Source organism: Roseateles chitinivorans, assembly GCF_050632235.1.
Classification (GTDB): domain Bacteria; phylum Pseudomonadota; class Gammaproteobacteria; order Burkholderiales; family Burkholderiaceae_C; genus Roseateles; species Roseateles chitinivorans_A.
Genome location: NZ_CP192584.1, coordinates 4856168 through 4881749 on the forward strand (window position 1 = coordinate 4856168; position 25582 = coordinate 4881749).

Annotated in this window: 18 protein-coding genes and 3 pseudogenes; 18 read left to right on the forward strand and 3 right to left on the reverse strand. The window is 68.5% G+C overall.

Going from position 1 to position 25582, the window contains the following annotated elements; genetic code table 11:
• Nucleotides 1-126: 126 nt before the first annotated feature.
• The gene (gene ompA / locus ACQ859_RS22195; protein WP_431256469.1) at nucleotides 127-777 is read right to left on the reverse strand and encodes an outer membrane protein OmpA; all 651 of its coding nucleotides are present in this window, start codon (nucleotides 775-777) and stop codon (nucleotides 127-129) included.
• 259 nt (nucleotides 778-1036) lie between these two features.
• On the opposite strand from ompA, the gene gyrA reads away from it, so the two are divergent.
• The 12 genes and pseudogenes from gyrA to ACQ859_RS22255 all read left to right on the forward strand — a co-directional run bounded on the left by gyrA (nucleotide 1037) and on the right by ACQ859_RS22255 (nucleotide 15725).
• The gene (gene gyrA / locus ACQ859_RS22200) at nucleotides 1037-3724 is read left to right on the forward strand and encodes a DNA gyrase subunit A (RefSeq protein WP_431262792.1); all 2688 of its coding nucleotides are present in this window, start codon (nucleotides 1037-1039) and stop codon (nucleotides 3722-3724) included.
• A 5-nt stretch (nucleotides 3725-3729) separates the two neighbouring features.
• Entirely contained in the window at nucleotides 3730-4353 is a 624-nt protein-coding gene (locus ACQ859_RS22205; protein WP_431262793.1) for a DUF2059 domain-containing protein, read from the forward strand.
• A gap of 150 nt (nucleotides 4354-4503) precedes the next feature.
• Nucleotides 4504-5630: pseudogene (gene serC, locus ACQ859_RS22210) on the forward strand (3-phosphoserine/phosphohydroxythreonine transaminase).
• Nucleotides 5631-5673: 43 nt separating this feature from the next.
• Nucleotides 5674-6772: pseudogene (gene pheA, locus ACQ859_RS22215) on the forward strand (prephenate dehydratase).
• A gap of 33 nt (nucleotides 6773-6805) precedes the next feature.
• On the forward strand, nucleotides 6806-7699 hold the full coding sequence (locus ACQ859_RS22220) for a prephenate dehydrogenase (protein WP_431262794.1): 894 nt from the start codon (nucleotides 6806-6808) through the stop codon (nucleotides 7697-7699).
• Nucleotides 7700-7772: 73 nt separating this feature from the next.
• A complete protein-coding gene (locus tag ACQ859_RS22225) occupies nucleotides 7773-9794 on the forward strand; it encodes a bifunctional 3-phosphoshikimate 1-carboxyvinyltransferase/cytidylate kinase (protein WP_431262795.1) in 2022 nt (673 codons plus the stop codon).
• A 209-nt stretch (nucleotides 9795-10003) separates the two neighbouring features.
• The gene (gene rpsA, locus ACQ859_RS22230; RefSeq protein ID WP_431261431.1) at nucleotides 10004-11689 is read left to right on the forward strand and encodes a 30S ribosomal protein S1; all 1686 of its coding nucleotides are present in this window, start codon (nucleotides 10004-10006) and stop codon (nucleotides 11687-11689) included.
• 174 nt (nucleotides 11690-11863) lie between these two features.
• Nucleotides 11864-12178 carry an integration host factor subunit beta gene (locus ACQ859_RS22235; protein ID WP_431262796.1) on the forward strand — a complete coding sequence of 105 codons (315 nt, stop codon included), beginning with the start codon at nucleotides 11864-11866 and terminating at the stop codon, nucleotides 12176-12178.
• 199 nt (nucleotides 12179-12377) lie between these two features.
• Nucleotides 12378-12677: a LapA family protein gene (locus ACQ859_RS22240; protein WP_088403851.1), complete on the forward strand. Its 300-nt coding sequence runs from the start codon at nucleotides 12378-12380 to the stop codon at nucleotides 12675-12677.
• Nucleotides 12667-13822 (forward strand): annotated as a pseudogene (gene lapB, locus ACQ859_RS22245) (lipopolysaccharide assembly protein LapB). Before ACQ859_RS22240 ends, lapB begins: the two are co-directional and overlap by 11 nt.
• Before the next feature lie 108 nt (nucleotides 13823-13930).
• A complete protein-coding gene (locus ACQ859_RS22250; RefSeq protein ID WP_431266627.1) occupies nucleotides 13931-14644 on the forward strand; it encodes a glycosyltransferase in 714 nt (237 codons plus the stop codon).
• 10 nt (nucleotides 14645-14654) lie between these two features.
• Nucleotides 14655-15725, forward strand: coding sequence for a glycosyltransferase family 2 protein (locus ACQ859_RS22255; protein WP_431262797.1), 1071 nt, complete (start codon nucleotides 14655-14657; stop codon nucleotides 15723-15725).
• A gap of 40 nt (nucleotides 15726-15765) precedes the next feature.
• On the opposite strand, the gene ACQ859_RS22260 is transcribed toward ACQ859_RS22255, so the two are convergent.
• Nucleotides 15766-16899 carry a glycosyltransferase gene (locus ACQ859_RS22260; protein ID WP_431262798.1) on the reverse strand — a complete coding sequence of 378 codons (1134 nt, stop codon included), beginning with the start codon at nucleotides 16897-16899 and terminating at the stop codon, nucleotides 15766-15768.
• Between the two features lie 189 nt (nucleotides 16900-17088).
• On the opposite strand from ACQ859_RS22260, the gene glf reads away from it, so the two are divergent.
• From glf to ACQ859_RS22290, 6 genes are all read left to right on the forward strand, one after another.
• Entirely contained in the window at nucleotides 17089-18192 is a 1104-nt protein-coding gene (gene glf / locus ACQ859_RS22265; RefSeq protein WP_431262799.1) for a UDP-galactopyranose mutase, read from the forward strand.
• 7 nt (nucleotides 18193-18199) lie between these two features.
• The gene (locus tag ACQ859_RS22270; RefSeq protein ID WP_431262800.1) at nucleotides 18200-19072 is read left to right on the forward strand and encodes a hypothetical protein; all 873 of its coding nucleotides are present in this window, start codon (nucleotides 18200-18202) and stop codon (nucleotides 19070-19072) included.
• An 84-nt stretch (nucleotides 19073-19156) separates the two neighbouring features.
• Nucleotides 19157-21055 (forward strand): ATP-binding cassette domain-containing protein, encoded by a 1899-nt coding sequence (locus tag ACQ859_RS22275; RefSeq protein WP_431262801.1) that lies wholly within the window; start codon nucleotides 19157-19159, stop codon nucleotides 21053-21055.
• An 89-nt stretch (nucleotides 21056-21144) separates the two neighbouring features.
• Entirely contained in the window at nucleotides 21145-22044 is a 900-nt protein-coding gene (locus ACQ859_RS22280; RefSeq protein ID WP_431262802.1) for an intradiol ring-cleavage dioxygenase, read from the forward strand.
• 91 nt (nucleotides 22045-22135) lie between these two features.
• Entirely contained in the window at nucleotides 22136-22870 is a 735-nt protein-coding gene (locus tag ACQ859_RS22285; RefSeq protein ID WP_431262803.1) for a response regulator, read from the forward strand.
• 38 nt (nucleotides 22871-22908) lie between these two features.
• Nucleotides 22909-24249 (forward strand): sensor histidine kinase, encoded by a 1341-nt coding sequence (locus ACQ859_RS22290; protein ID WP_431262804.1) that lies wholly within the window; start codon nucleotides 22909-22911, stop codon nucleotides 24247-24249.
• Between the two features lie 17 nt (nucleotides 24250-24266).
• On the opposite strand, the gene ACQ859_RS22295 is transcribed toward ACQ859_RS22290, so the two are convergent.
• Nucleotides 24267-25577, reverse strand: a complete 1311-nt coding sequence (locus tag ACQ859_RS22295; RefSeq protein ID WP_431262805.1) for a patatin-like phospholipase family protein — start codon at nucleotides 25575-25577, stop codon at nucleotides 24267-24269.
• Nucleotides 25578-25582: the final 5 nt, after the last annotated feature.

Consider the following 25582-nt stretch of genomic DNA (forward strand, 5'->3'; position numbering starts at 1 on the left):
AGATTGCCGATGCCATGCACCCTGGCGGCCACGACACGCCCGTGACACGCCCATGAAAAAACCCCGCGAGCTTGACAGCTGGCGGGGTTCATCGAACGGCGACCGAAGTCGCCGTTGCATCGTCGCTTACTTGACGGCGCGGGTACCGACCACTTCGATTTCGACGCGGCGGTTCTTGGCGCGGCCTTCCGCGGTCTTGTTGTCGGCGATGGGCTGCTTCTTGCCCTTGCCTTCGGTGTAGACGCGGTTCTTTTCCAGACCCTTGGACACCAGGTACTGCTTGACCGATTCAGCGCGCTGAACCGACAGCTTCTGGTTGTAGGCGTCCGTGCCGATGCCGTCGGTGTGGCCGACAGCAATGATCACTTCCAGGTTGATGCCACCGGTCTTGGAGACCAGGTCATCCAGCTTGGCCTTGGCTTCCGGCTTCAGGGTCGACTTGTCGAAGTCGAAGAAGGCGTCAGCGGCGTACGTGACCTTTTCGCTGGTCGGTGCCACCGGCACCGGCACGACGGCCGGAGCCGACGGTGCTGCGGCCGGAGCCGGAGCGGGCGCAGCGGCCGGAGCCTGAGCGACCACCGGCTTCAGCGCGCCGTCGCAGTCCTTGGCAGCCGTGGCCGGCGTCCAGAAAGCATCGCGCCAGCACAGCTCGTTCGTACCGTTCTTCCAAACGGTGCCATCCGTAGCGCGCCAGTTGTCCACGGTTTGGGCCATAGCACCCGAGGTGGCGACGGCGGCGACAGCGAAGAGCGCTGCCACGCGGTTCAATTTCTTCATGATTCTCCTCTCAAGGAAAGCCGCAGTTGCCCTGCGAAACGTCCAATGTCGGAACTAAAACCACAGGAGCCTCCCTGACCAAGGGTTTCTCCTAGGGACGAACCGATTGTGCCATAGGGCAACAGGACGTCTGCATTCTCACGGCAGTGGCGACTTCCGTTCATGAAGCTGTTGCAGAAGCACGACAAGCGCGCGCAATTAGAATCACCGTCTTCCGTTCTCTCCAGAGGCCGCGCACTTCCCTGCGCGCCCCACGCGCATGACCCAGTTCGCCAAGGAAACCCTGCCGATCAGCCTCGAGGAGGAGATGCGCCGCTCCTACCTCGATTACGCGATGAGCGTGATCGTCGGCCGCGCGCTCCCAGACGCCCGCGACGGCCTCAAGCCGGTGCACCGGCGCGTGCTGTTCGCGATGCACGAGCTGAACAACGACTGGAACCGGCCTTACAAGAAGTCGGCCCGTATCGTCGGCGACGTCATCGGTAAATACCACCCGCACGGCGACAGCGCCGTGTACGACACCATCGTGCGGCTGGCGCAGGACTTCTCGCTGCGCCACATGCTGGTGGACGGCCAGGGCAATTTCGGATCGATCGACGGCGACAACGCCGCGGCCATGCGATACACCGAAATCCGGCTGTCGAAAATCGCCCATGAAATGCTGGCCGATATCGACAAGGAAACCGTCGATTACGGTCCGAACTACGATGGCAGCGAGAAAGAACCGCTGGTATTGCCGGCCCGCCTGCCGAATCTGCTGATCAACGGTTCGTCCGGTATTGCGGTCGGCATGGCGACGAATATCCCGCCGCACAACCTGAACGAGTCGGTCGACGCCTGCCTGCACGCGCTGAAGAATCCGGACTGCTCGATCGACGAGCTGATGGAGATCATCCCGGCGCCGGACTTCCCGACCTCCGGGATCATCTACGGCCTGAGCGGCGTGCGCGAGGGCTACCGCACCGGCCGCGGCAAGGTCGTGATGCGCGCGAAGGTCCATTTCGAGGACATCGACCGCGGCCAGCGCCAGGCGATCATCGTCGACGAGATCCCCTACCAGGTGAACAAGAAGACCCTGCTCGAGCGCATCGCCGAGCTGGTCCAGGAAAAGAAGATCGAGGGCATCAGCCACATCCAGGACGAGTCCGACAAGGACGGCATGCGCGTGGTGATCGAGCTCAAGCGCGGCGAGGTCCCGGAAGTCGTCCTGAACAACCTGTACAAGCAGACGCAGCTGCAGGACAGCTTCGGCATGAACATGGTGGCGCTGATCGACGGTCAGCCCAAGCTGTGCAACCTGAAGGACCTGATCACGGTCTTCCTGGAGCACCGCCGCGAGGTCGTCACCCGCCGAACCGTCTTCGAGCTGCGCAAGGCCCGCGAGCGCGGCCACGTGCTGGAAGGCCTGGCCGTCGCGCTGGCCAACATCGACGACTTCATCGAGATCATCAAGCGCAGCCCCAGCCCGCCGGTCGCCAAGGCCGAGCTGATGGCCCGCGCGTGGGATTCGTCGCTGGTGCGCGAGATGCTGTCGCGCGCCGAGACCGAAGCCGCCGGCGGCCGCAACGCCTACCGTCCGGAAGGCCTGCCCGCGCAGTACGGCATGCAGGACGACGGCCTGTACAAGCTGTCCGACGACCAGGCCGGCGAGATCCTGCAGATGCGCCTGCAACGCCTGACCGGGCTGGAGCAGGACAAGATCGTCGGCGAGTACCGCGACGTGATGGCCCAGATCGCCGACCTGCTCGACATCCTGGCCACGCCGGCCCGCGTGACGACCATCATCGGCGACGAACTGACCTCGGTCCGCCAGGAATTCGGCCAGACCAAGCTGGGCGCGCGCCGCAGCGTGATCGAGCACAACGCCCAGGAACTCGGCACCGAGGACCTGATCACGCCGACCGACATGGTGGTGACGCTCTCGCACACCGGCTACATCAAGAGCCAGGCGCTCAGCGAGTACCGCGCGCAGCGCCGCGGCGGCCGCGGCAAGCAGGCCACCGCCACCAAGGACGACGACTGGATCGACCAGCTCTTCATCGCCAACACGCACGACTGGATGCTGTGCTTCAGCAACCGCGGCCGCGTGTACTGGCTCAAGGTCTGGGAAGTGCCGCAAGGCTCGCGCAATGCGCGCGGCAAGCCGATCGTCAACATGTTCCCGCTCCAGCCGGAAGAGAAGATCAACGTCATCCTGCCGCTGACCGGCGAGTTCCGCACCTTCCCGGAAGACCACTTCATCTTCTTCGCCACCGCGCTGGGCACGGTCAAGAAGACCTCGCTGAAGGACTTCAGCAACCCGCGCAAGGCCGGCATCATCTCCGTCGACCTGGACGAGGGCGACTACCTGATCGGCGCCGCGCTGACCGACGGCCAGCATGACGTGATGCTGTTCTCCGACGGCGGCAAGGCGGTGCGCTTCGACGAGGACGACGTCCGCCCGATGGGCCGCCAGGCCCGCGGCGTGCGCGGCATGATGCTCGAGCCCGACCAGCGCCTGATCGCGATGCTGGTGGCCGAGGACGAGACCCAGAGCGTGCTGACCGCCACCGAGAACGGGTATGGCAAGCGCACCAACATCGCGGAATACACGCGTCACGGCCGCGGCACGAAGGGCATGATCGCCATCCAGCAGAGCGAGCGCAACGGCAAGGTCGTGGCCGCGACGCTGGTCCGCCCCGAGGACGAGATCATGCTGATCACGGACACCGGCGTGCTGGTGCGCACGCGGGTTGCCGAGATCCGCGAACTGGGTCGCGCCACGCAGGGCGTGACGCTGATCTCGCTGGACGAGGGCGCGAAGCTCTCGGGCCTGCAGCGCATCGTCGAGAACGACGCGAATGAATCGACAGAATCGACCGATGCGGACGCCACCGGCGCCGACGGTTCCGATGCCGGAGACGCCACGGGCGCCGCCGGTGACTCCACCCCCGACGTGAAGGAATGACCTTGTTGCTGAAGTCCATCCAAGCCGGCGCCATCGCCGCCTCGCTGCTGGCGAGCCCCGTCGTCTTCGCGCAGAAGGCTGACAGCCCGCAGTCCAAGAAGGATGTCATCGCGAAGATCCTGAAGATCCAGCAGCCCGCGATCGAGGCGCTGACCATGGGCGTGCTGAGCCGCCCGGTCAACGAGCTGGCCGCCAAGGCCGCCCCGGCGCTGCGCAACGTGCCGGAAGCCAAGCGCGAGGCCACCGCCAAGCAGATCGACGCCGACCTGCGCAAGTTCCTCGAGGACAACGCCAAGCCGCTGGTCGACAAGGGCACGAAGCTGGCCCCGTCGACGATGGGCGTGGCGCTGGACGAGAAGTTCACCGAGGACGAGCTCAAGCAGCTGCTGGCCTGGCTCGAGTCGCCGGTGAGCAAGAAGTTCGCCGAGTCCTCGCAGGAACTGCAGAGCCTCTACACGAAGAAGCTGATCGACGACAACGGCAAGCAGCTCGACGAGAAGTTCACCGCGCTGCAGCAGAACATCGCCAAGCAGCTCGGCCTGGAAGCCGGCCCGGCGCCGTCGGGTTCCGCCTCGGCACCGAAGCTGAACACCAACAAGCCGGCGACCGCGCCGACGCCGAAGAAGTAAGTCCCCCGGCGGTCCGGCGGGGGCTCCTCGTCCCCGCCGTTCCGCCCTGTCGCGCTGCGGCGCGCGTTCACCGCGACCTCATCGCGTGTTGACCGCGCCCTCATCACGCTGTCGTCGCCCCTTCCATTCGCGCCCCGCCTCCGCACCTCCATGCAAGCTGTCCGCCCGTTCAACTTCTCCGCCGGTCCCGCCGCCCTCCCCCCGAGGTCCTGAGCCTGGTCGCGGAGGAGATGCTCGACTGGCACGGCTCCGGCATGAGCGTCATGGAGATGAGCCATCGCGGCCGCGAATTCATCTCGATCTATGAAGCCGCCGAGGCCGACCTGCGCGACCTGCTGCAGGTGCCGGCGAACTTCCGCATCCTGTTCATGCAGGGCGGTGGACTGGGCGAGAACGCCATCCTCCCGTTGAACCTGTCGCGCGGCGGCGCCGTCGACGTGGTCGTCACCGGCTCATGGTCGAAGAAGAGCGCGGGCGAAGCCCAGCGCTATGCCGACGTGCGCATCGCCGCCAACGCGGGTGAGCAGGCAGGCGCCGATGGCCGCTACCTCGACATCCCCGATCCGTCGACCTGGCAACTGCGCAAGGACGCCGCCTACGTGCACGTCTGCAGCAATGAGACGATCGACGGCGTCGAGTTCCAGACCCTGCCCGACCTGAAGGCGCTGGGCATCGATGCACCGCTGGCGATCGACTTCTCGTCGCACGTGGCCTCGCGCGCGGTCGACTGGTCCAAGGTCGGCATCGCCTTCGCCGGCGCGCAGAAGAACATCGGCCCGGCCGGCCTGACGCTGGTCATCGTCCGCGAGGACCTGCTGGGCCATGCGCTCCCGATCTGCCCGTCCGCCTTCGACTACAAGATCGTGGCCGAGGCGCAGTCGATGTACAACACGCCGCCGACCTTCGGCATCTACGTGGCCGGCCTGGTCTTCCAGTGGCTCAAGCGTTTCGAGTACGCCGGCAGGACCGGCCTCGCGGCGATCGAGCAGCGCAACATCGACAAGGCCGCCCTGCTCTATCAGGCGCTGGACGGCTCGTCCCTCTATGAAAACCGCGTGGCGGCGCATTGCCGCTCGCGGATGAACGTCCCGTTCTTCCTCCGCGACGAGCGTCTGAACGACGCCTTCCTGGCCGGTGCCAGGGAACGCGGACTGCTGCAACTCAAAGGCCACAAGTCGGTGGGCGGCATGCGGGCATCGATCTACAACGCGATGCCGCTGGAGGGCGTACAAGCCCTGGTGAGCCACCTCCACGACTTCGAGACCCGACATGGCTGACACGCCGACCTCTCCTGAGCCGATCGATCCGGCCGGCACCCCGATGCCGCCCGCGCCGGTCGCCGACCCCGAGCTGCTCGCGCTGCGCGACCAGATCGACGCGCTCGACACGCAGCTGCTGACGCTGCTGAACCAGCGCGCCCACGTCGCCGAGCAGGTCGGCGAGATCAAGCGCCGCGACGGCACGCCCTTCTTCCGGCCCGACCGCGTCGCGCAGGTCATCGCCAAGATCAAGGGCGCCAACCCCGGCCCGCTGAAGGGCGACCACGTCGCCGCGATCTGGCGCGAGATCATGTCCGCCTGCCTGGCGCTCGAATCGCCGCAGCGCGTCGCCGTGCTGGGCCCGTTCGGCACCTTCTGCGAGCAGGCCGCGATCGAGTACTTCGGCGGTGCCGCCGATCTCATCTACTGCAACAGCTTCGACGAGGTCTTCCACGCGACCGCCTCCGGCAGCGCGCAGTACGGCGTGGTCGGCGTCGAGAACATGACCGAGGGCGTGGTGACGCGTTCGCTCGACCTGTTCCTGCACACGCCCACGCATGTCGTCGGCGAGGTCAGCCTGCTGATCCGCCACAACCTGCTGCGCAAGGAGAACACGCTCGAGGGCGTCGAGGCCGTGCTGGCCCACCCGCAGGCGCTGGCGCAGTGCCAGAACTGGCTGTCCAAGCACCTGCCCAACGCCGAGCGCCGCGCCGTCTCCAGCAACGCCGAAGGCGCCCGGCTGGCCGCGCAGAACCCGGCCTACGCCGCCATCGCCAGCGAACGCGCGGCGACGCTCTTCGGCCTGCACATCACCGCGCACGCGGTGCAGGACGAGGCGTACAACCGGACCCGTTTTGCCGTGATCTGCCTGCCGCAGACCATGGCCACCCCCGGCCACGGGGCGGGACTGCACCAGCCTCATCGTCTCCGTGGCGAACCGCCCCGGCGCGATGCATGATCTGCTGGTTCCTTTGAAGAGGCATGGCGTGTCGATGACACGCCTGGAATCGCGCCCGGCCCGCACCGGTCAGTGGGAGTACTACTTCTACATCGACCTGGACGGCCACCCGTCGCAGCCGCACGTCGCGGCCGCGCTGGCGGAATTGCGGGAGCTGTGCGCGTTCTACAAGGTCATCGGCGCCTACCCGCTGAAGTCCTGACGCCGACATCCTGAGCGAAAGAGGTTTCTCGCGATGTACAACCAACTCGGCGTGATCGGTTGCGGCCTGATGGGCGGATCGTTTGCGCTGGCCATGAAGAAAGCCGGCCTCGTGCGCCGGGTGGTGGGCTACAGCAAGAGCCCGTCGACGACCGAGACCGCCCGTCGCATGGGCGTGATCGACATCGCCGCGGAATCGGCGCTGCTGGCCGTGTCCGGCTCGGACATCGTGCTGGTGGCCGTGCCGGTCGCCGCCACCGAGTCGACCCTCAAGGCCATCCGCCACCTGGTGCGCGCCGACGTGCTGCTGATGGACGTGGGCTCGACCAAGAGCGACGTCGTCGACGCGGCCAAGCGCGCGCTCGGCAAGCAGTTCTCGAGCTTCGTGCCCGCGCACCCGATCGCCGGCAAGGAGAGCGCCGGCGTGCAGCACGCGGATGCCGCGCTGTACCAGGGCCGCCAGGTCATCCTGACGCCGCTGGAACAGACCAAGCCGGAGATGGTGCAGAAGGCGACCGATCTCTGGTCGGCGCTGGGTTGCCAGGTGCTCAAGATGGCGCCGCATCACCACGACGAGGCCTTCGCCGCGGTCAGCCACCTGCCGCATCTGCTGGCCTACGCCTACTTCAGCTCGGTGGCGAAGCAGCCGTCGGGCCGCGATTTCCTGAGCCTGGCCGGCTCGGGCTTCCGCGACTTCACCCGCATCGCCGCCAGCGATCCCACCATCTGGCGCGACATCCTGATGGCCAACAAGCAGGACCTGCTGACGCAGTCGCAGCGCTTCCGCGAGGTGCTCGACCAGATGGAGCAGGCCATCCGCGAGGGCGACCCCCACGCGCTGGAGGCGATGATCCGCCAGGCGTCCGAGGGCCGCGCGCAGTGGCAACTCGGCGCCCCCGCCCCGTCGTCCTCGTCGAAGTCCAAATAACCTCGGACCGCCCCCTTCCGGTCCTTTCCTTCCCCCTTCCCCGCCGGCACCTCGCGCGTGCCCGGAGCGCGCCATGTACAAGATCCCCTTCCTGGACCTGCCGCCGCTGCGCGGCGCCGCCGGCACCGTTGCGCTGCCCGGCTCCAAGAGCATCTCCAACCGCGTGCTGCTGCTGGCCGGCCTGTCCGACGGCGTCACCCGCGTCCACGACCTGCTGGATTCGGACGACACCAAGGTCATGCTCGCCGCGCTGCGCGAGCTCGGCTGCCGGCTCGAGACCGGCGCCGACGGCGTGCTGTCGGTCACCGGCATCGGCGGCCGGCTCGGCACGAAGGAGGCCAAGCTCTTCCTCGGCAACGCCGGCACCGCCATGCGCCCGCTGACGGCGGCACTGGCGCTGCTGGCCGCGACGCAAGGCGGCCGCTTCGAACTCTCCGGCGTGCCCCGCATGCATGAGCGCCCGATCGGCGACCTGGTCGATGCGCTGCGCGCGCTGGGCTGCCCGATCGACTGCCTCGGCCAGGAAGGCTACCCGCCGCTGCGCCTGAACGGCCCGGCTTCGCTGACGCTCGACGCTCCGGTGCGCGTGCGCGGCGACGTGTCCAGCCAGTTCCTCACCGCCCTGCTGCTGGCGCTGCCCCTGGTGGCCACGAACGACGTCGTCATCGAGGTCACCGGCGAGCTGATCTCCAAGCCCTATGTCCACATCACGCTGGAACTGCTGGCACGCTTCGGCGTCAACGTCCGTCGCGACGACGACTGGCAGCGCTTCGTGATCCCCGCCGGCAGCCGCTACCGGTCGCCGGGCGAGGTGCACGTCGAGGGCGACGCGTCGTCGGCGTCCTACTTCGTCGCGCTCGGCGCGATCGCGGCCACCGACGCGCCGGTGCGCATCGAAGGCGTCGGATCGACCTCCGTGCAGGGCGACGTCCGCTTCGTCGAGGCGGCCCAGGCGATGGGCGCGCGCGTCGAGATCGGTCCGAACTGGCTCGAGGTCCGCCGCGGCGCCTGGCCGCTGAAGGCGCTGGACCTCGACTGCAACCACATCCCCGACGCCGCGATGACGCTGGCCGTGATGGCGCTCTACGCCGACGGCCCGACGACGCTGCGCAACATCGCCTCCTGGCGCGTGAAGGAAACCGACCGCATCGCCGCGATGGCGGCGGAACTCGGCAAGCTCGGCGCACAGGTCGAGGAAGGCCCCGACTGGCTGCGCGTCCATCCGCTGAAGGCCTGGAAGCCGGCCGCCATCCACACCTACGACGACCACCGCGTGGCGATGTGCTTCTCGCTGGCCGCGTTCAACGGCCTGCAGGACGACCGGCAAGGCCCCGCCGTGCCGGTGCGCATCCTCGATCCGCAATGCGTCGCCAAGACCTTCCCGGACTACTTCGAGACGCTGTTCGACGTCGTCCAGGCGGATGTCGAGGACATCCCCGTCATCACGATCGACGGTCCGACCGCCTCCGGCAAGGGCACGCTGACGGACGAGGTCGCCCAGGCGCTGGGCTACGACGTGCTGGACTCGGGCGCGCTGTACCGCGTGACCGGCCTGGCCGCCTCGCGCAAGGGCATCGACCTGAGTGACGGTGAAGCGGTGGCCGCCGTGGTGCCGACCCTGGACCTGAAGTTCGAGTCCGGCCGCGTGATGCTCGACGACGAGGACGTCTCCGGCGACCTGCGCCAGGAAGCGACCGGCCTGATGGCCTCGCAGGTCGGCGCCCATCCGGCGGTGCGCCGCGCGCTGCATCAGCTGCAGCTGGACTTCCGCCGGCTGCCCGGCCTGGTGGCCGATGGCCGCGACATGGGGACGGCGATCTTCCCCGCCGCGCCGCTGAAGGTCTTCCTCACCGCCAGCGCTGCCACACGGGCTGAGCGGCGGTACAAGCAATTGATTTCCAAGGGCATTTCGGCTAATATTGAAGGCTTGCGCGCTGATCTGGAAGCGCGGGACGCACGCGACAAAGGTCGCAGCGCGTCGCCGCTCCAGGCCGCCGCGGATGCGATCGAGCTGGACAACTCGCAGCAGACCATCGGGGAATCCCGTGACCTGGTGCTGAGCTGGTGGAGCGAACAGCGTCCGTTCAAGGCCTGACCCTCGCGGTCGGGATCTCACGCAAGACAGGAGCGTCACCCCTCCCTCCGGACGTCAGTCCACTGGGGGTGATGCGTTCTACAACCTAACCCGCAAGTCCGCTTGCAACACATGCCCGCGCACCTCTCGGATCAGGCTGCCTGAATCGCTCTTCAGCGCTTTGGCCGCCGGACGCTCTGTGCCTGGCAAGGAAATCTCACATGTCCCAAATGGAATCTTTCGCCGCCCTGTTCGAGGAATCGCTGCAGAAGTCGAACATGCGCGCCGGCGAGGTCATCTCGGCTGAAGTCGTCCGCATCGAGCACAACTTCGTGGTCGTCAACGCCGGCCTGAAGTCCGAAGCCTACGTGCCCGTCGACGAGTTCAAGAACGACCAGGGCGAAGTCGAAGTCCAAGTCGGTGATTTCATCTCGGTGGCCATCGACGCCATCGAGAACGGCTACGGCGACACCATCCTGTCGCGCGACAAGGCCAAGCGCCTGGCCTCGTGGCTGTCGCTGGAAACCGCCCTGGAATCGGGCGATTTCGTGACCGGCACCGTCTCCGGCAAGGTCAAGGGCGGCCTGACCGTCCTGGTCAACGGCATCCGCGCCTTCCTGCCCGGTTCGCTGCTCGACACCCGCCCGGTGAAGGACATGAGCCCGTTCGAGGGCAAGACCATGGAGTTCAAGGTCATCAAGCTGGACCGCAAGCGCAACAACGTTGTGCTGTCGCGTCGCGCGGTGGTCGAGGCTTCGATGGGTGAAGAGCGCGCCAAGCTGCTGGAAACGCTGACCGAAGGCGCCATCGTCAACGGCGTGGTCAAGAACATCACCGAATACGGTGCGTTCGTGGACCTGGGCGGCATCGACGGCCTGCTGCACATCACCGACATGGCCTGGCGCCGTGTCCGTCACCCGAGCGAAGTGGTGACGGTCGGTCAGGAACTGACCGCCAAGGTCCTGAAGTTCGACGCCGAGAAGAACCGCGTCTCGCTGGGCCTGAAGCAGCTGGGCGACGACCCGTGGTTCGGCGTGTCGCGCCGCTACCCGGCCAACACCCGCCTGTTCGGCAAGGTCACCAACATCGCCGACTACGGCGCGTTCGTCGAGATCGAACCCGGCATCGAAGGCCTGGTGCACGTCTCCGAAATGGACTGGACCAACAAGAACGTCGCGCCTTCCAAGGTCGTCTCGCTGGGCGACGAAGTGGAAGTCATGGTCCTGGAGATCGACGAAGACAAGCGTCGCATCTCGCTGGGCATGAAGCAGTGCCGCGCCAACCCGTGGGAAGAGTTCGCCGAGAACGTCAAGCGCGGCGACCGCGTCAAGGGCCCGATCAAGTCGATCACCGACTTCGGCGTGTTCGTGGGCCTGGCCCAGGGCATCGACGGCCTGGTGCACCTGTCCGACCTGTCGTGGAACGAGCCGGGTGAAACCGCCGTCCGCAACTACAAGAAGGGCCAGGAAGTCGACGCCATCGTTCTGGCCGTGGACGTCGAGCGCGAGCGCATCTCGCTGGGCATCAAGCAGCTGGACGGCGATCCGTTCACGACCTTCGTCTCGGTCAACGACCGCGGCATGATCGTGACCGGCAAGGTCAAGACCGTCGACGCCCGTGGCGCCGAGATCGACCTGGGCGAGGAAGTCACCGGCTACCTGCGCGCTTCGGAAATCGGCCGCGACCGCGTGGAAGACGCCCGCAACGTGCTGAAGGAAGGCGACGAAGTCTCCGCCGTGATCGTCAACGTCGACCGCAAGTCGCGCAGCATCCAGCTGTCGATCAAGGCCAAGGACAACGCCGACGAGCAGCAAGCCATGCAGCGTCTGTCGCAGTCGAACGAGCGTGAAAACGCCGGCACGACCAGCCTGGGCGCCCTGCTGCGCGCCAAGCTGGACAACCAGAACAACGGCTGATTCTCCTGACCGCCGGGCGTGGCGCGCGAGCGTCACACCCGGTCTCAAGAGAATCCCTTGTTCTGGCCGGAGGCGGGCTGAGTTAGCCTGCCTTCCCAGACGCCAATTCGACGCACCAGCGCTTCGACAGGCTCGCTCCGCAGCGAGCCTGTTTTTCTTCAGATGCCGACGACCATGACCCGATCCGACCTGGTGGCCCACTTGTCCGAGCGCTTCGGCCAGCTCACGCAACGAGACACCGAGTTCGCGGTCAAGACCATCCTGGACGCGATGTCCGACGCGCTGGCCCGGGGCCACCGCATCGAGATCCGCGGTTTCGGGAGCTTCTCGATCAACCGCCGCCCGCCCCGCATGGGCCGCAATCCGCGCAGCGGCGAGCAGGTGCTGATCCCCGAGAAGCTGGTGCCCCACTTCAAGCCGGGCAAGGCCCTGCGCGAAGCCGTGGACGCGCACCTGCCCGTCACGGACGACGATCAACAGGCCGCCTGAACGGGCCGCACATCCAGACAGAAGGCGTCGCGATCCGCGGCGCTTTTTTCGTCCATCCGCGTCCGCGCCGTCGGCGTCGACCACGCATCCGGTCCCTTCCGTCAAGGCATCGGGCCCGTCGGTTGCCGAATGTATTCAGGGGTTAACACGCCCTGCCATCCGTCATGGCGTACTCCGCACGCGCCTAGAATTGCCCCCCATGCGAATCCTGGTCTGGCTCTTCAGAGCATTCCTGTTCTTCTGTCTTTTCGCCTTCGCGCTGAACAACAGCCAGGAGGTCGTCGTGCACTGGTTCTTCGGCCAGTCCTGGCGCTCTCCGCTGGTGATCGTGGTGCTGCTGACCTTCGGGTTGGGTTGCGCCTTCGGCGTGCTGGCGATGGTCCCGGCCTGGTGGCGCCACAAGCGCGCCGCCGCGCGATCGCTCCCTCCGGCGGACGACCTCCCGCCTTCCTCGGCGACCGTGACCGCCAACGACCCCAAGATCCCCGATGGAATTTGATCTCAGCTGGCTGCTGATCGGCGTGCCCCTGGTCTTCGGCCTGGGCTGGCTGGCCTCCAAGCTGGACGCGCGCCAATGGAAGCGCGAACAGCGCGACGCACCGCGCGCCTACTTCAAGGGCTTGAACCTGCTGCTCAACGAGCAGCAGGACAAGGCCATCGACGCCTTCATCGAAGCGGTGCAGGCCGATCCCGACACCTCCGAGCTGCACTTCGCGCTCGGCAACCTGTTCCGTCGCCGCGGCGAGTACGAGCGCGCCGTGCGCGTGCATCAGCACCTGCTGTCGCGCGGAGACCTGCCGAAGTCCGAGCGCGACCGCGCGCAGTACGCGCTGGCGCAGGACTTCTTCAAGGCCGGGCTGTTCGACCGCGCCGAGTCCGCCTACGAGGCGCTCAAGGGCACGGCCTTCGACCACGACGCCGCGCTGGCGCTGCTGTCGCTGTACGAGCGTTCGCGCGAATGGGCCAAGGCGGCGGAGGTCTCCGAGCAACTCGAGGCAACCGGCACCGGCAGCTTCGCCAGCCGCATCGCCAACTACTGGTGCGAACTGGCGCTCGAGGCGCAAGCCCGCCAGGACGAGCCGCAGGCGCGGCGCTGGCTGGACCAGGCGCGCGCGCGCGCCGCAATCGGCGCGGGCCTACGTGCTGCTCGGCCAGATGCTGGCGCGACAAGGCGACCAGGCCGGCGCGATGGGCCTCTACGGCGATCTGCTGCGGACCAATCCCGACGCGTTCAACCTCGTCGCGCGCGATTACGCGCAGGCCGCGCAGGCCACCGGCACCGCGCCTCAGGCACTGGCGCTGATCGAAGCCCAGTACCGCCGGCATCCGAGCATGGCCCTGCTGCAGGCCATCGCGCAGCTGGAGCCCGCGCCCGACGCGCAGCGCCGCCGTCTGACCGAGCACCTGCGCGTCGAGCCGGCCCTGTCGGCCGCGACGCAGCTGCTGCAGCAGAGCCAGGCGCGCCAGCAGCCGCTCAACGAGGACGAGGCCCAACTGGTCGGCACCGCGCTGCAGCGCGCCGTGCGGCCGCTGCAGCGCTATCGCTGCGCCGCCTGCGGCTTCGAGTCGCAACACTACTTCTGGCAATGCCCGGGCTGCCTCAGCTGGGACAGCTACCCGCCCCGCCACGTCGAAGAGCTCTGACCGCCGATGAACACTCCGATGAGCGCCGCCCCAGGCCCGGCTGCCGCCACGACGACCGGCACGCCGGCAACGACTGACCCCGCGTCCACCGGCCGCGTCATCCTCTGCATGAAGTGGGGCACGAAGTACGGTCCCGAATACGTCAACCGCCTCTATGCGATGGTGCGCCGGCATCTGCGCGGCGACTTCCGCTTCGTCTGCCTGACCGATCGCGGCGAGGGCGTGCGGGCCGAGGTCGAGTGCCTGCCGATCCCGCCGCTGGACCTGCCGCCCGGCAGCCCGGAACGCGGCTGGACCAAGCTGACGACCTTCAGCGACGACCTGGTGCAGAAGTACGGCCTGCGCGGCACGGCCCTGTTCCTGGACCTCGACGTCGTGATCGTCGACGACATCACGCCCTTCTTCGAGGAACCCGGCGAGTTCCTCATCATCCACGACTGGAAGCGCCCCTGGCGCATCACCGGCAACTCCTCGGTCTACCGCTTCACGCTGGGCGCGCATCCCGAGGTGCTGGTCAAGTTCCGGCGCGAGTTCGACGCGATCCGCCAGCAGTTCCGCAACGAGCAGGCCTACCTGTCCGACGAGATGCACCGCAAGGGCCTGCTGAAATACTGGGACGACCGCTGGTGCGCGAGCTTCAAGTACCACAGCATCCCGCGCTGGCCGATGAACTACTTCCAGGCGCCCTTCATCCCCGACGGCGCGCGGATCCTGATCTTCCACGGCGTGATGAACCCGCCCGACGCGCTGGCCGGCCGCAGCAACGGCAACTGGCGCCGGCCCAAGCCCGCGGCCTGGATCGCGGACCACTGGCACGAGTGAGCGAAGTACGATGAGCGCCTCCCTTGCGCCCCATCTTCAGGTACCGCCGCCCAGCGCGGACGCCTTCTGGCTGTCGGTCCTGATCCCCGTGCACAACGTCAAGGCCTACCTGCGCGAATGCCTGGACTCGGTCCTCGCGCAGGCGGATGCCGGCGTCGAGGTGCTGATGGTGGACGACTGCTCCACCGACGGCTCCGACGAACTCGTGCGCACGCTGGTCGCCGAGCACGCCGGCGGTCCGGTGACGGTGCAGGGCCTGTTCCACGCGCAGAACCAGGGGCTCTCCGGCGCGCGCAACACGATGCTGCAGGCCGCGCGCGGCGAGTACGTCTGGTTCCTCGACTCCGACGACTACCTGATGCCGGGCGCGATCCCGAGATTGCGCCAGGTGATCCAGGGCCACGCCCCGGCGCTGGTGCTGTGCGACTTCTTCATGCTGCGCGAGCGCATGAAGCTCAAGCACCGGCTGCGCGGCGAACTGCACCGGCACACCTTCGCGGGTCCGGAACGCCAGCTGATGCGCGATCCGTCGCGGCTGATGCAAGGCCTGTTCGAGGCAGGCCAGATGCACAGCTGGTCCAAGATCGCGCGACGCAGCGTCTGGGGCGAGCAGGTGCGCTTCCCGGTCGGCCGGTATTTCGAGGACATGGCGACCACGCCCCTGCTCGCGCTGCTCGCCGAGAGCGCATGGTACGAGCCGGAAGTCTGGGTGGCCTATCGCCAACGGGCCGGTTCGATCCTGAGCACGCCCAACACGACCAAGGCGGAACACCTGGCCCATGCGCTCGCGAACCTGCGCGACGCGGCCGCAGGCGCGCCGCTGGACGATGCCGCGCGCTTCGCCTGGGCGCACTTCGCGGCGCGCAACTTCATCGGCGCCTCGCGCATGGTCGACAAGGCGCTGCCCGACGGCTGCGCCGGCATGGTGGCGATGTTCAGGCAGGCCTTCGAGGAAGCGTCGCCGATCCCGCTGCGCGAGCTCGATCGTGCCTACAAGCGCCGGGGCTGGTACGTCCGCGCGATGCGCCTGCGCTACTGGCTGCGCCGGGCCGAAGACCAGCACCGCGCCGCCGCGGCCTGAGGGCCGCCGACGGGCGCCCCGCCGTCGGGGCGTCGGGGCGTCACAGCGCCATCAGCATGTCCTCGTAGCGCCGCATCATGAGGTCGACGCCGTGCTCCTCGATCGCGCGGGCGCGCGCCGCTTCGCCCAGCCGGCCCACCAGCGCCGGATCGCGCAGCAGCCGTTCCAGGGCCTGCGCCAGCGCTGCCGGGTCGGCCTCCGGCACCATCAACCCGGTGCGGCCATCCTCGATCACGCCCTCGACGCCGGGCACCAGCGACGCCACGCAGGCGCATCCCGCCGCCATCGCCTCCAGCAGCGCCAGGGGCATCCCTTCCCAATGCGTGGACAGGACGAAAATCTGCTGACTCATCAGCAGGCCCGGGATGTCGCCGTGATGGCCCAGGAAACGCACCTGCCCGTCCAGGCCCAGCTGGCGGGTCAGGCCTTCGGTGGCGCGCCGGTAGGCCTCCTTGCCGCCGCCGGCCAGGTGCAGCACCGGCCGCAGCCCGCGCTCGCGCAGCAGCGCCAGCGCGCGGATCAGCGTCTGGGGATCCTTCTGCCGCGCGAAGCGCGCCGACATCACGATGCCCGGCTCCCGCCCCGCGGCCGGACGGTCGTCAGCGGCGGCGAAGCGCTCCAGCCGGATCCCGTTCGGGATCGCCGTCGTCTTCTCCTCGGGCATGCCCAGGTCGACGAGCCGTCTGCGAACACCCTCGGACACGCCGACCAGCCGCGCGCTGACCTCGCTCAACCGGCGCGCCTGCGCGCGCTTGCAGCGCGTGTAGCGCTCGCGCGAGTTGTGCTCCACCTGCACCAGCACCGGCACGCCGGCCAGGCGCCCGGCGCGACGGCCGAGCAGGTGTTCCGGGAAACCGTGCGCCATCATCACGTCGGGGCGCAACTGCCCGCAGAGGCGGCGCAGCGCCCAGATCGTCGCCAGATGCGCCCAGCCGGGCACCACATAGACCGGCAGGCCCTGCTCGCGCAGCGCCTGGATGCGGGCCAGCTTGGTGGCGTTCTCGGTGCGCATCTTGCGGCGCAGGACCAGGATGGGGGCGATGCGCTCGCTTTTCAGCTGTGCCAGGCACAGGTCGACCGCCACCTGCGTGGCGCCGGAGAAGCCGCCGGTCACGAAGTGCAGCACGCGACGGCGCGCAGACGCCGGCGAAGCGCTCGGGGAAATCTCAGACATCGCGGCAGTGTATGCGGGGCACGTTCGGTTACCGGCGCGGTACGGCCGCTCGCCGGATACGGTTCGTACACGGCGCGGCGCTCCCGAGAAGGCCCGGTAAATCTGGGTTGTTCCGGGGGATCCCGCGGAACGCCGGCGATCACAATCGCGGGCAACAAGGACAGGAGACGGCCCGGGCGGGCCCGCACCATGAAGACTGACTACCTGATCGTCGGCGCCGGTTATGCCGGCTCCGCCTGCGCCCGCGAACTGGCCGACGCCGGCAAGACCGTGGTCCTGATCGACAAGCGGCCGCACATCGGCGGCAACGCCTACGACGAGCGCGACGCCCACGGCGTGCTGATCCATCCGTATGGACCGCACATCTTCCACACCAACTCGAAGAAGGTCTTCGAGTACCTCTCGCGCTTCACCACCTGGCGCTTCTACGAGCATCGCGTGCTGGCCAAGGTCGGCGAGCAACTGGTGCCCATCCCCATCAACCGCACCACGATCAACACGCTCTACGGGCTGTCGCTGACCGAGGACGAGGTGCAGGGCTACCTCGAGACGGTGCGCGAGCCCCGCGATCCGATCCAGACCAGCGAGGACGTGGTGCTGAACAGCGTCGGCCGCGACCTGTGCGACAAGTTCTTCCGCGGCTACACGAAGAAGCAGTGGGGGCTGGACCTGTCGCAGCTGTCGGCCGGCGTGGCCGCGCGCATCCCGACACGCAGCAACGACGACGACCGCTACTTCGGCGACACCTTCCAGTTCATGCCGGCGGACGGCTACACGGCGATGTTCCAGCGCCTGCTGGACCATCCGAACATCACGGTGCGCACCGGCGTGGACTTCCAGGAGGTGCGCGGCGATTTCCCCGGCGCGCACGTCATCTACACCGGCCCGATCGACGCCTACTTCGACCACTGCCACGGCGCCCTGCCCTACCGCAGCCTGCGCTTCGACCACGAGCACCTGCCTGAAACCGCGCAGGTCCAGCCGGTCGGCACGGTCAACTACCCGAACGACCACGAGTACACCCGGATCACCGAGTTCAAGCACCTGACCGGCGAGACGCATGCCGGCACGTCCATCGTGCGCGAGTACCCGCAGGCCGAAGGCGATCCGTACTACCCGGTGCCGCGGCCCGAGAACGAGGCGCTCTTCAAGAAGTACGCCGAGATGGGCGAGCAGGCCGAGGGCGTGACCTTCGTCGGACGCCTGGCGCAGTACCGCTACTACAACATGGACCAGATCGTCGCGGCCGCGCTGAAGACGGCGCAGGAATTGCTGGAGACGCCGCCAACATAATGGCGGGATGAGCGTTTACTCCGAAGACCGGACGCCTCCCGCGATCCGGCGACCCGTCGTGCTGGTGTCCTGGGACGGCACCAGCCCGCCGCTGAGCCTGGTGCACCTGGACGCCGCCCCTGAGTTCGATTGGGTCCTGTTCGACTACACCGGCCGCCAGGCGGCCGGCGCTCGCACGCTGCGTGGCCAGCCGGCGACCGTGCTCGCGGCGAAGACCGAATGCAAAGGCGAGATCTACAGGCACCTGTCCGACCACCTCGCTGCCACGGCCGAGGACGCGTCGACCGGTCCATGGCCCGAATACGTCAGCCTGATCGACGACGACATCCTGCTCTCCGTCAGCCAGATCAACACCGCGCTGCACCTGGGACGGACCGAGCGCCTCGACGTCTTCTCGCCGTCGCTGAGCCACGACAGCCCGTACTCGCATCAGTGGATGCGGCACCAGCCCAACCGCATCTACCGCGAGCATGACTGGGTCGAGGTCATGATGCCCTTCTATCGCGGCGACCTCTTCATGGCGGCGCGGGCGCATTACCAGGACAACATCTCGTCCTGGGGGCTGGACCGCTTCCTGATCCCCACGCTGCAGCAGCTGCGCGGTCAGACACGCACGGCGCTGCTGGACGCGGTGATGGCCAGCCACCGCCGCCCGGTGACCAGCGGGGAGAAGGTCTACAGGAGCGGCCGCACCGCGTGGCAGGAGCGCCAGATCCTGCGCCAGGCCAGCATGGATCTGATCGCCAGCGAGGCCCCCGGACTGCGGACGAGCCCTTGGTATCACCGCACCTTCGTGCAGCGCGAGACGCCCGGCAAGTGGATCCGCTGGAAACGCCGCGTCGCGCGCGTCGTCGCCGGCTGGCTCGATGAATCGAGTTGATCCGCGACTCCGGCACAATCGCCGGTTCTTCCCATCGATCCCCTGGCCGGGGCCGGCGCATCGCGTCCGGCGCCGACCTGCGCCATGACCGACCCAACCTCCGCCAAAGACAACGATTCGCTCGCCCCGACCGCGAGCCGCCTGTGGCGTTTCATGAAGCCGCATCGCTGGGGGCTGCTGCTGTCGGTGATCTCCTTCGTGCTGGTGGCGGCGACCGAACCGCTGATCCCGAAACTGCTGGGTTATGCGCTCGGCGAGGGTTTCAACGCCAAGCCGGCCACCACGTCGGTGATCGGACTGCCCGGTACCGCGCCGGCGGCATCGGCCGTGTCGGCGGCGGCGGTCGCGCCGGCAACATCGGCCGCGGCAGTCACGCCGGCGGCTTCGGCCGCCGCGCCGTCGATGGCCTCGATCAACCTGGACTACAGCTTCCCGATCTGGATGGTGCCGATCGTGTTGATCGGGCTGTTCGCCATCCGCGGCCTGTTCACCTTCTGCGGCCAGTACATGCTGAACTGGACGATCTCGCGCACGGTGATGGACATCCGCACGGCGCTGCTGCAGGTCCTGCTGCGCGCCGACGCGCGGGTCTACACGAGCCTGCAGCCCGCCACGGCGGTGACCAAGGTCGTCAACGACCCGCAGCATGTCGTGACGCTGATCGCCGGCTCGCTGGTGACGATCCTGCGCGACGGCCTGCCGGCGCTGGCGCTGATGGGCTACCTGTTCGTGCTGAACTGGAAGCTGACGCTGCTGTCGCTGATCACGGTGCCCGGACTGGCCTTCGTCGTGCGCAAGGTCAACAAGCGGGTGCGGCGCATGGGCACGTGGGCCTACGACGCGCAACTGCGCCTGGTCTCGGTGATCGAGGATGTCACCCGCGCCTGGCGCGTCGTGCGCAGCTTCGACGCGGCCGGCTACGAGACGCGCCGCTTCGCCGAGCGCGCCCGGGAGGTGCAGCGCAGCATGCTCAAGACGGCGGCCTCCAACGCGATGGCGCAGCCGCTGTCCCAGCTGATGGCCAGCGTTGGGATCTCGATCATCGTCAGCCTGGCGCTGTACCAGTCGCGGGTGAACGGCACCGGCGTGGGTGAGTTCGCCTCGTTCGTCGCGGCGCTGCTGTTCATGAGCTCGCGACTGCGGCACCTGAGCGACGTGATGCAGCCCATCACCAACGCGCTGGTGGTCGCGCGCGGCTGCATCGGCCTGCTGGACACGCCGGCCGAGCCCGACACCGGCACGCGCGAGCTCACCGACGTGCGCGGCGACATCGCGCTGCAGCAGGTCACCCTGCGCTACCCCGGCGCGAACCGCGACGCGCTCGCCGCGCTGAACCTGCACATCCCGGCCGGCAAGACAACGGCGCTGGTGGGCAGCTCGGGCGCGGGCAAGAGCTCGGTGGTCAACCTGCTGCTGGGCTTCGAGCGCCCGGACAGCGGCCGCATCCTGCTGGACGGCGTCGCCATCGACGAACTGACCAAGGCCAACCTGCGGCGCCAGTTCGCGGTCGTGTCGCAGGACATCGTGCTGTTCGATGCCTCGGTCGCGGACAACATCGCCTACGGACAGGAACGCGACGACGCCAAGCTCGAGCAGGCGCTGCGCGCCGCGGCCTTGTGGGACTTCGCGCAGGGACTGCCCGAGGGGCTGGACACGACGGTCGGGGCCAACGGCAGCAAGCTGTCCGGCGGCCAGCGCCAGCGGCTGGCGATCGCGCGCGCGCTGTACAAGGACGCGCCGGTGTGGATCTTCGACGAGGCGACCTCGGCGCTGGACACCGAGAGCGAGCGTGCCGTGCAGCAGGCGCTGGAGCAATGGCAGGGTCGCAAGACGCTGATCGTCATTGCGCACCGCCTGTCGACGATCCGCCGCGCGGACTGCATCCAGGTCATGGCCGACGGCCAGGTCGTCGAATCCGGCGATCACGACGAACTCGTGGCCCAGGGCGGTGTCTACGCCGGCATGGTGAAGGTGCAGCACTGAGCGCCTGCTTGTCAGCCCTGACACAAAGACGATAAGCCGCCGACAAGGCGGCGCTATCCAATGCGGAGCATCCCTTCAGGAGTTCCGCCATGCAGCCACACCGCCACGACGCAGAAGAATCCGGCCATGACCATGATCAAGGCCTCGCGCACGACCTCGGCGTGCTGCAGCAGCGCCGCCGAGCGCTGGGCCTGCTGGCCGGCATCGCCGGACTGGGCGGCCTGACGCTGCTGGGCTGCGGCGGTGGCGGCGCCGATGCCGGCACGAGCACCACGGGCACGGGGAGCGGCACGGGAACAGGCACCGGCACCGGAACGGGATCGACGGGCTCCACCGGCAGCTGCTCGGTGATCCCCGAGGAGACCGCCGGCCCCTACCCCGGCGACGGCTCCAACAGCAACGGCAGCGGGATCGCCAACGTGCTGGCCTTGAGCGGCATCGTGCGCAGCGACATCCGCACCAGCATCGGGACCGCGAGCGGCACCGCCGGCGGCGTGCCGCTGACCCTCACGCTGAAGCTGGTGAACGCGAACAGCAGTTGCGCCGACCTGTCGGGCTACGCGATCTACCTGTGGCACTGCGACCGCGAGGGCCGCTACTCCCTCTACAGCGCCAGCGTCGTCAACGAGAACTACCTGCGCGGCGTGCAGAGCACCGGCAGCGACGGCACGGTCACCTTCACGACGATCTTCCCGGGCTGCTACGACGGCCGCATGCCCCACATGCACTTCGAGGTCTACCGCAACGCCGGTGCCGCGACCTCGTACGCCAACAAGATCAAGACCTCGCAGATCGCCTTCCCGACCGCCGTCTGCACGACGGTCTACAGCACCGCGTCCGGCTACAGCAGCAGCCTGACGAATTTCAACCGCATCAGCTTCGCGTCGGACAACGTCTTCAGCGACGGCTATTCGACGCAGCTGGCCACGCTCACCGGCGACGTCACGAGCGGATATGCCGCCACGCTGACGGTGGGCATCTCCGCCTGACCCGCCGGACCCGCCGCTCATGCCGCGCTACCTTCCCGCCCCTCGCGCCGACGGCTCGAACCCCGGTGTATCGTCCGAGGCAGGGGCTGGCATGCCGCCCGTTCCGCCGGTGGAGGTGCGCATGACGCGGTGTCTGGTGGTCGACGACGATGCGGAGATCCGCCGGTCGCTCGACGAATATCTGCAGAAGTTCAGCGTGGCGGTGAGCACCGCCGGCGACGGCCGCGACATGCGCCGGCTGATGGCGACGCAGGTGTTCGACGTCGTCATCCTGGACCTGATGCTGCCCGACGAGAACGGCCTGACGCTGTGCCAGTGGATCCAGCAGCATCACCCGTCGGTGCCGGTGATCATGCTGACGGCGCATGGCGACCCGATCAGCCGCGTGCTCGGCCTGGAGATGGGCGCCGACGACTACCTGTCCAAGCCCTTCGAGCCCCGCGAGCTGGTGGCCCGCATCCATGCGATCCGGCGTCGCGCGCGCCGCGGCGAGCAGGAGACGCAGACGCGCCGGGAGTTCCGTTTCGAGGGCTGGACCTTCGACCGGCTGCTGCGCCAGCTGATGTCGCCCCAGCAGGTCGTGGTGCCCCTGTCGAGCGCCGAGTTCCGCATGCTGAGCGCACTGGTCGAACGCCCGGGCCGTGTGCTGAGCCGCGAGCAGTTGATCGAACTGACGCGCGCGCCCGGCGTCGAGGTCAACGATCGCAGCGTGGACCTGACGATCTCGCGGCTGCGGCAGAAGCTCGGCGATTCGCCCAAGGAGCCGCGGCTGATCCGCACGATGCGCGGCGAGGGCTATCTCTTCGACGCCCAGGTGCAGGCTTGAGCGTTCGTCCTCCCCTGCGCCACCCCCTGCGTCATCGCATGAAGCACCTGGCCACCTCGATCCGCGCCGGCGTCGCGCGCGCCTTCGGCGACACGCTCGCGCGGCGGATCTTCCTCCTGCTGTGGGTCACGCTGGTGGTCGCGCAGGCGCTGGCCATCGGCGTCGTGACCTGGTCGCGCGGCGACGCCTACGTCATGCGCATGCACGGTGCGCCCTCGCTGCCGCCGATGCCGGGACTCGTGCGCGGGCCTCAATTCCAGCCTCAATTCCAGCCGCAATTCCAGCCGCAGGGTGGCCCCGGCCCAGACCCCCAAGGCATGGGCGCCGACGCCGAGTTGCGCGATGGCCCGTCGCTCCCGGGCGACGTCCCGATGCCGTCGCGCGAGGACTTCCGCGGCTTTCCACCGCCCTCGTCGACGCCAGGACAAATGCCTGGACAGGTGCCAGGACAGACGCCAGGCTCGCACGCGCCAGGTGCTCAGCCGCCATGGCGCGGCCCGTTCCGCGCGTTGACCGCCTGGGAGCTGACGCTCGACTACGGCATCCGGCTGCTCGTCACCGGCCTGGCGGCCTGGATCGCCTCGCGTTGGCTGTCGCGCCCGATGCGCGACCTGGTGCGGGCGTCGCAGGCGCTCGGCCAGTCGCTGCACAAGCAGGACCGGCTGCCGCTGCTCGATGAGCAGCGCGGCACGCTGGAGGTCCGCGAGAGCGCGCAGGTCTTCAACGCCATGGCCCGCCAGCTGCGACGGCAGTTCAACGAGCGCGGGCTGATGGTGGCGGCGATCTCGCACGATCTGCGCACGCCGCTGACGCGCCTGCGCATGCGGCTGGAGACGCTGGACATCGAGGAGATCCAGCGCCAGCGCTCCGTCGAGGACATCCGCGAGATGAACGCCCTGGTGGACGCGGTCATGGAGCTGTTCCGCGGCGATGGCCCGGGCGCGATCGAGCCGCTCGTCGACGTCGACCTCGGCGCGCTGGCGCAGGCATTGACCGACGACCTGATCGAGCAGTCGATGCCGGTGGGCTATGTGGAGGACGGCGAGCCCGTGCTCGCCAAAGGCCAGCCGATGGCGCTGCGCCGCGTGCTGGGCAACCTGATCGGCAACGCGATCCGCTACGGCGGCAGCGCCGAGGTCCGGGTCGGACACGACGCCGACGGCGTCTGGCTGCGCGTGAGCGATCCGGGGCCCGGTATTCCGCCGGACAAGCTCGACGCCGTCTTCGAGCCGTTCTACCGGCTGGAGGACTCGCGCAACCGCCACACCGGCGGTGCCGGACTGGGTCTCTACATCGCGCGGGAGCTGACGTTGCGGCAGCGGGGCACGCTGGTGCTGTCGAACCGCCCGGAAGGGGGCTCATGGCGGAACTCCGGCTGATGCCCGCCTGAACGCGTTCAGCGCCCCGACGACGCCACCAGCCGGGGAGGCCCCGGGGGATTCGGCGGCACCTGCAGCGCGAAGCCGCCGGCGCGCTTGCGCATCGCGGCGGGATCGACCTGCGGCGCCTGCGCCGGCCAGTCGAAGAACTTCTGGATCTCGACGCGGCGGGCGAGCGTGTCCGACATGCCCAGCGTGATCAGCTCGTTGGTGTATTCGGGCTCGAACAGGAGGTAGCTGACCAGCGCCGAGCCACTGGCGGTCGCGCCCTCGCCCGACACGCCGACGCTGCGCAGCAGCGCGCGGATCGGCGGCGGCAGCGCGCCCTGGTGCTCGGCGGCGAGGCTGTCCAGCGGCCGGCTGGGTGCGATCACCAGGGCCTCGATCGGTTTGAGCGGCGTGTTGCGCAGCGCCTCTTCCGGCAGCAGCGCCAGCGTGCTGTTGATGCGCTTGAGGCGTTCGATGTCGACGGCCAGCGCGTCCAGGAAGATGTTGGACAGCGCGTGCCCGGCGATCTGCGCGAGGCTGGGATGACCGGTCGGCGCCGGCCCGTGCTGGCCCTCCCCGCCGGCCTCGTGCATGCGGCCCGCGCCGATGACGAGGACCTTCTCCGCGCCGAGGTGCACCGCCGGGGAGATCGGCGCGGTCTGGCGCATCGAGCCGTCGCCGAACCATTCGACCTCGCCGCCGAGTTCCAGCGGCTCGGCCGGGAAGATGAACGGGATCGCCGACGAGGCGACCAGGTGCTCGATCGAGAGCTTCGGGATGCGCGTGGCGATGCGCTGCGTGCGTACCCAGGGATCGCGCTGCTGATGCGTCTGATAGAAGGTGACGTGATGGCCCGAGGTGTAGCTGGAGCCGGTCACCGCGAGCGCGTCGATGTGGCCCTTGGCGAGCATCTCGTCGAGGCGGTCGAAGTCGATCCACTGGCTCAGCAGGCCGCGCAGCGGGGTGTTGTTGAGCAGGCTGCGCGGGCGGGTGCGGCGCCAGCGGTTCAGCGCCCAGCCGAGCGACAGCATGCTGAGCCACTTCGCGCCGGAGCGGATCACGCCGAAGGAATCGGCGGCGTAGACCTGGTCGACGTGGATGTTCTGCCAGATGTACATCAGGCCGTCGACGGCGGAGCAGAAATCGTCGGCCTGGCAGGCGAGCGTGGCGGCGTTGATGGCGCCGGCGGAGGTGCCGGAGATCACCTGGAAGGGGTTGTCGCCGGTGGTGCAGGCGTCGCGGCGCAACTGGGCGATGGCGGCCAGCACGCCGACCTGGTAGGCCGCGCGTGCGCCTCCTCCGGTAAGGATCAGGCCGGTCCGGGGCTTGGCATCCTGCATGGGTC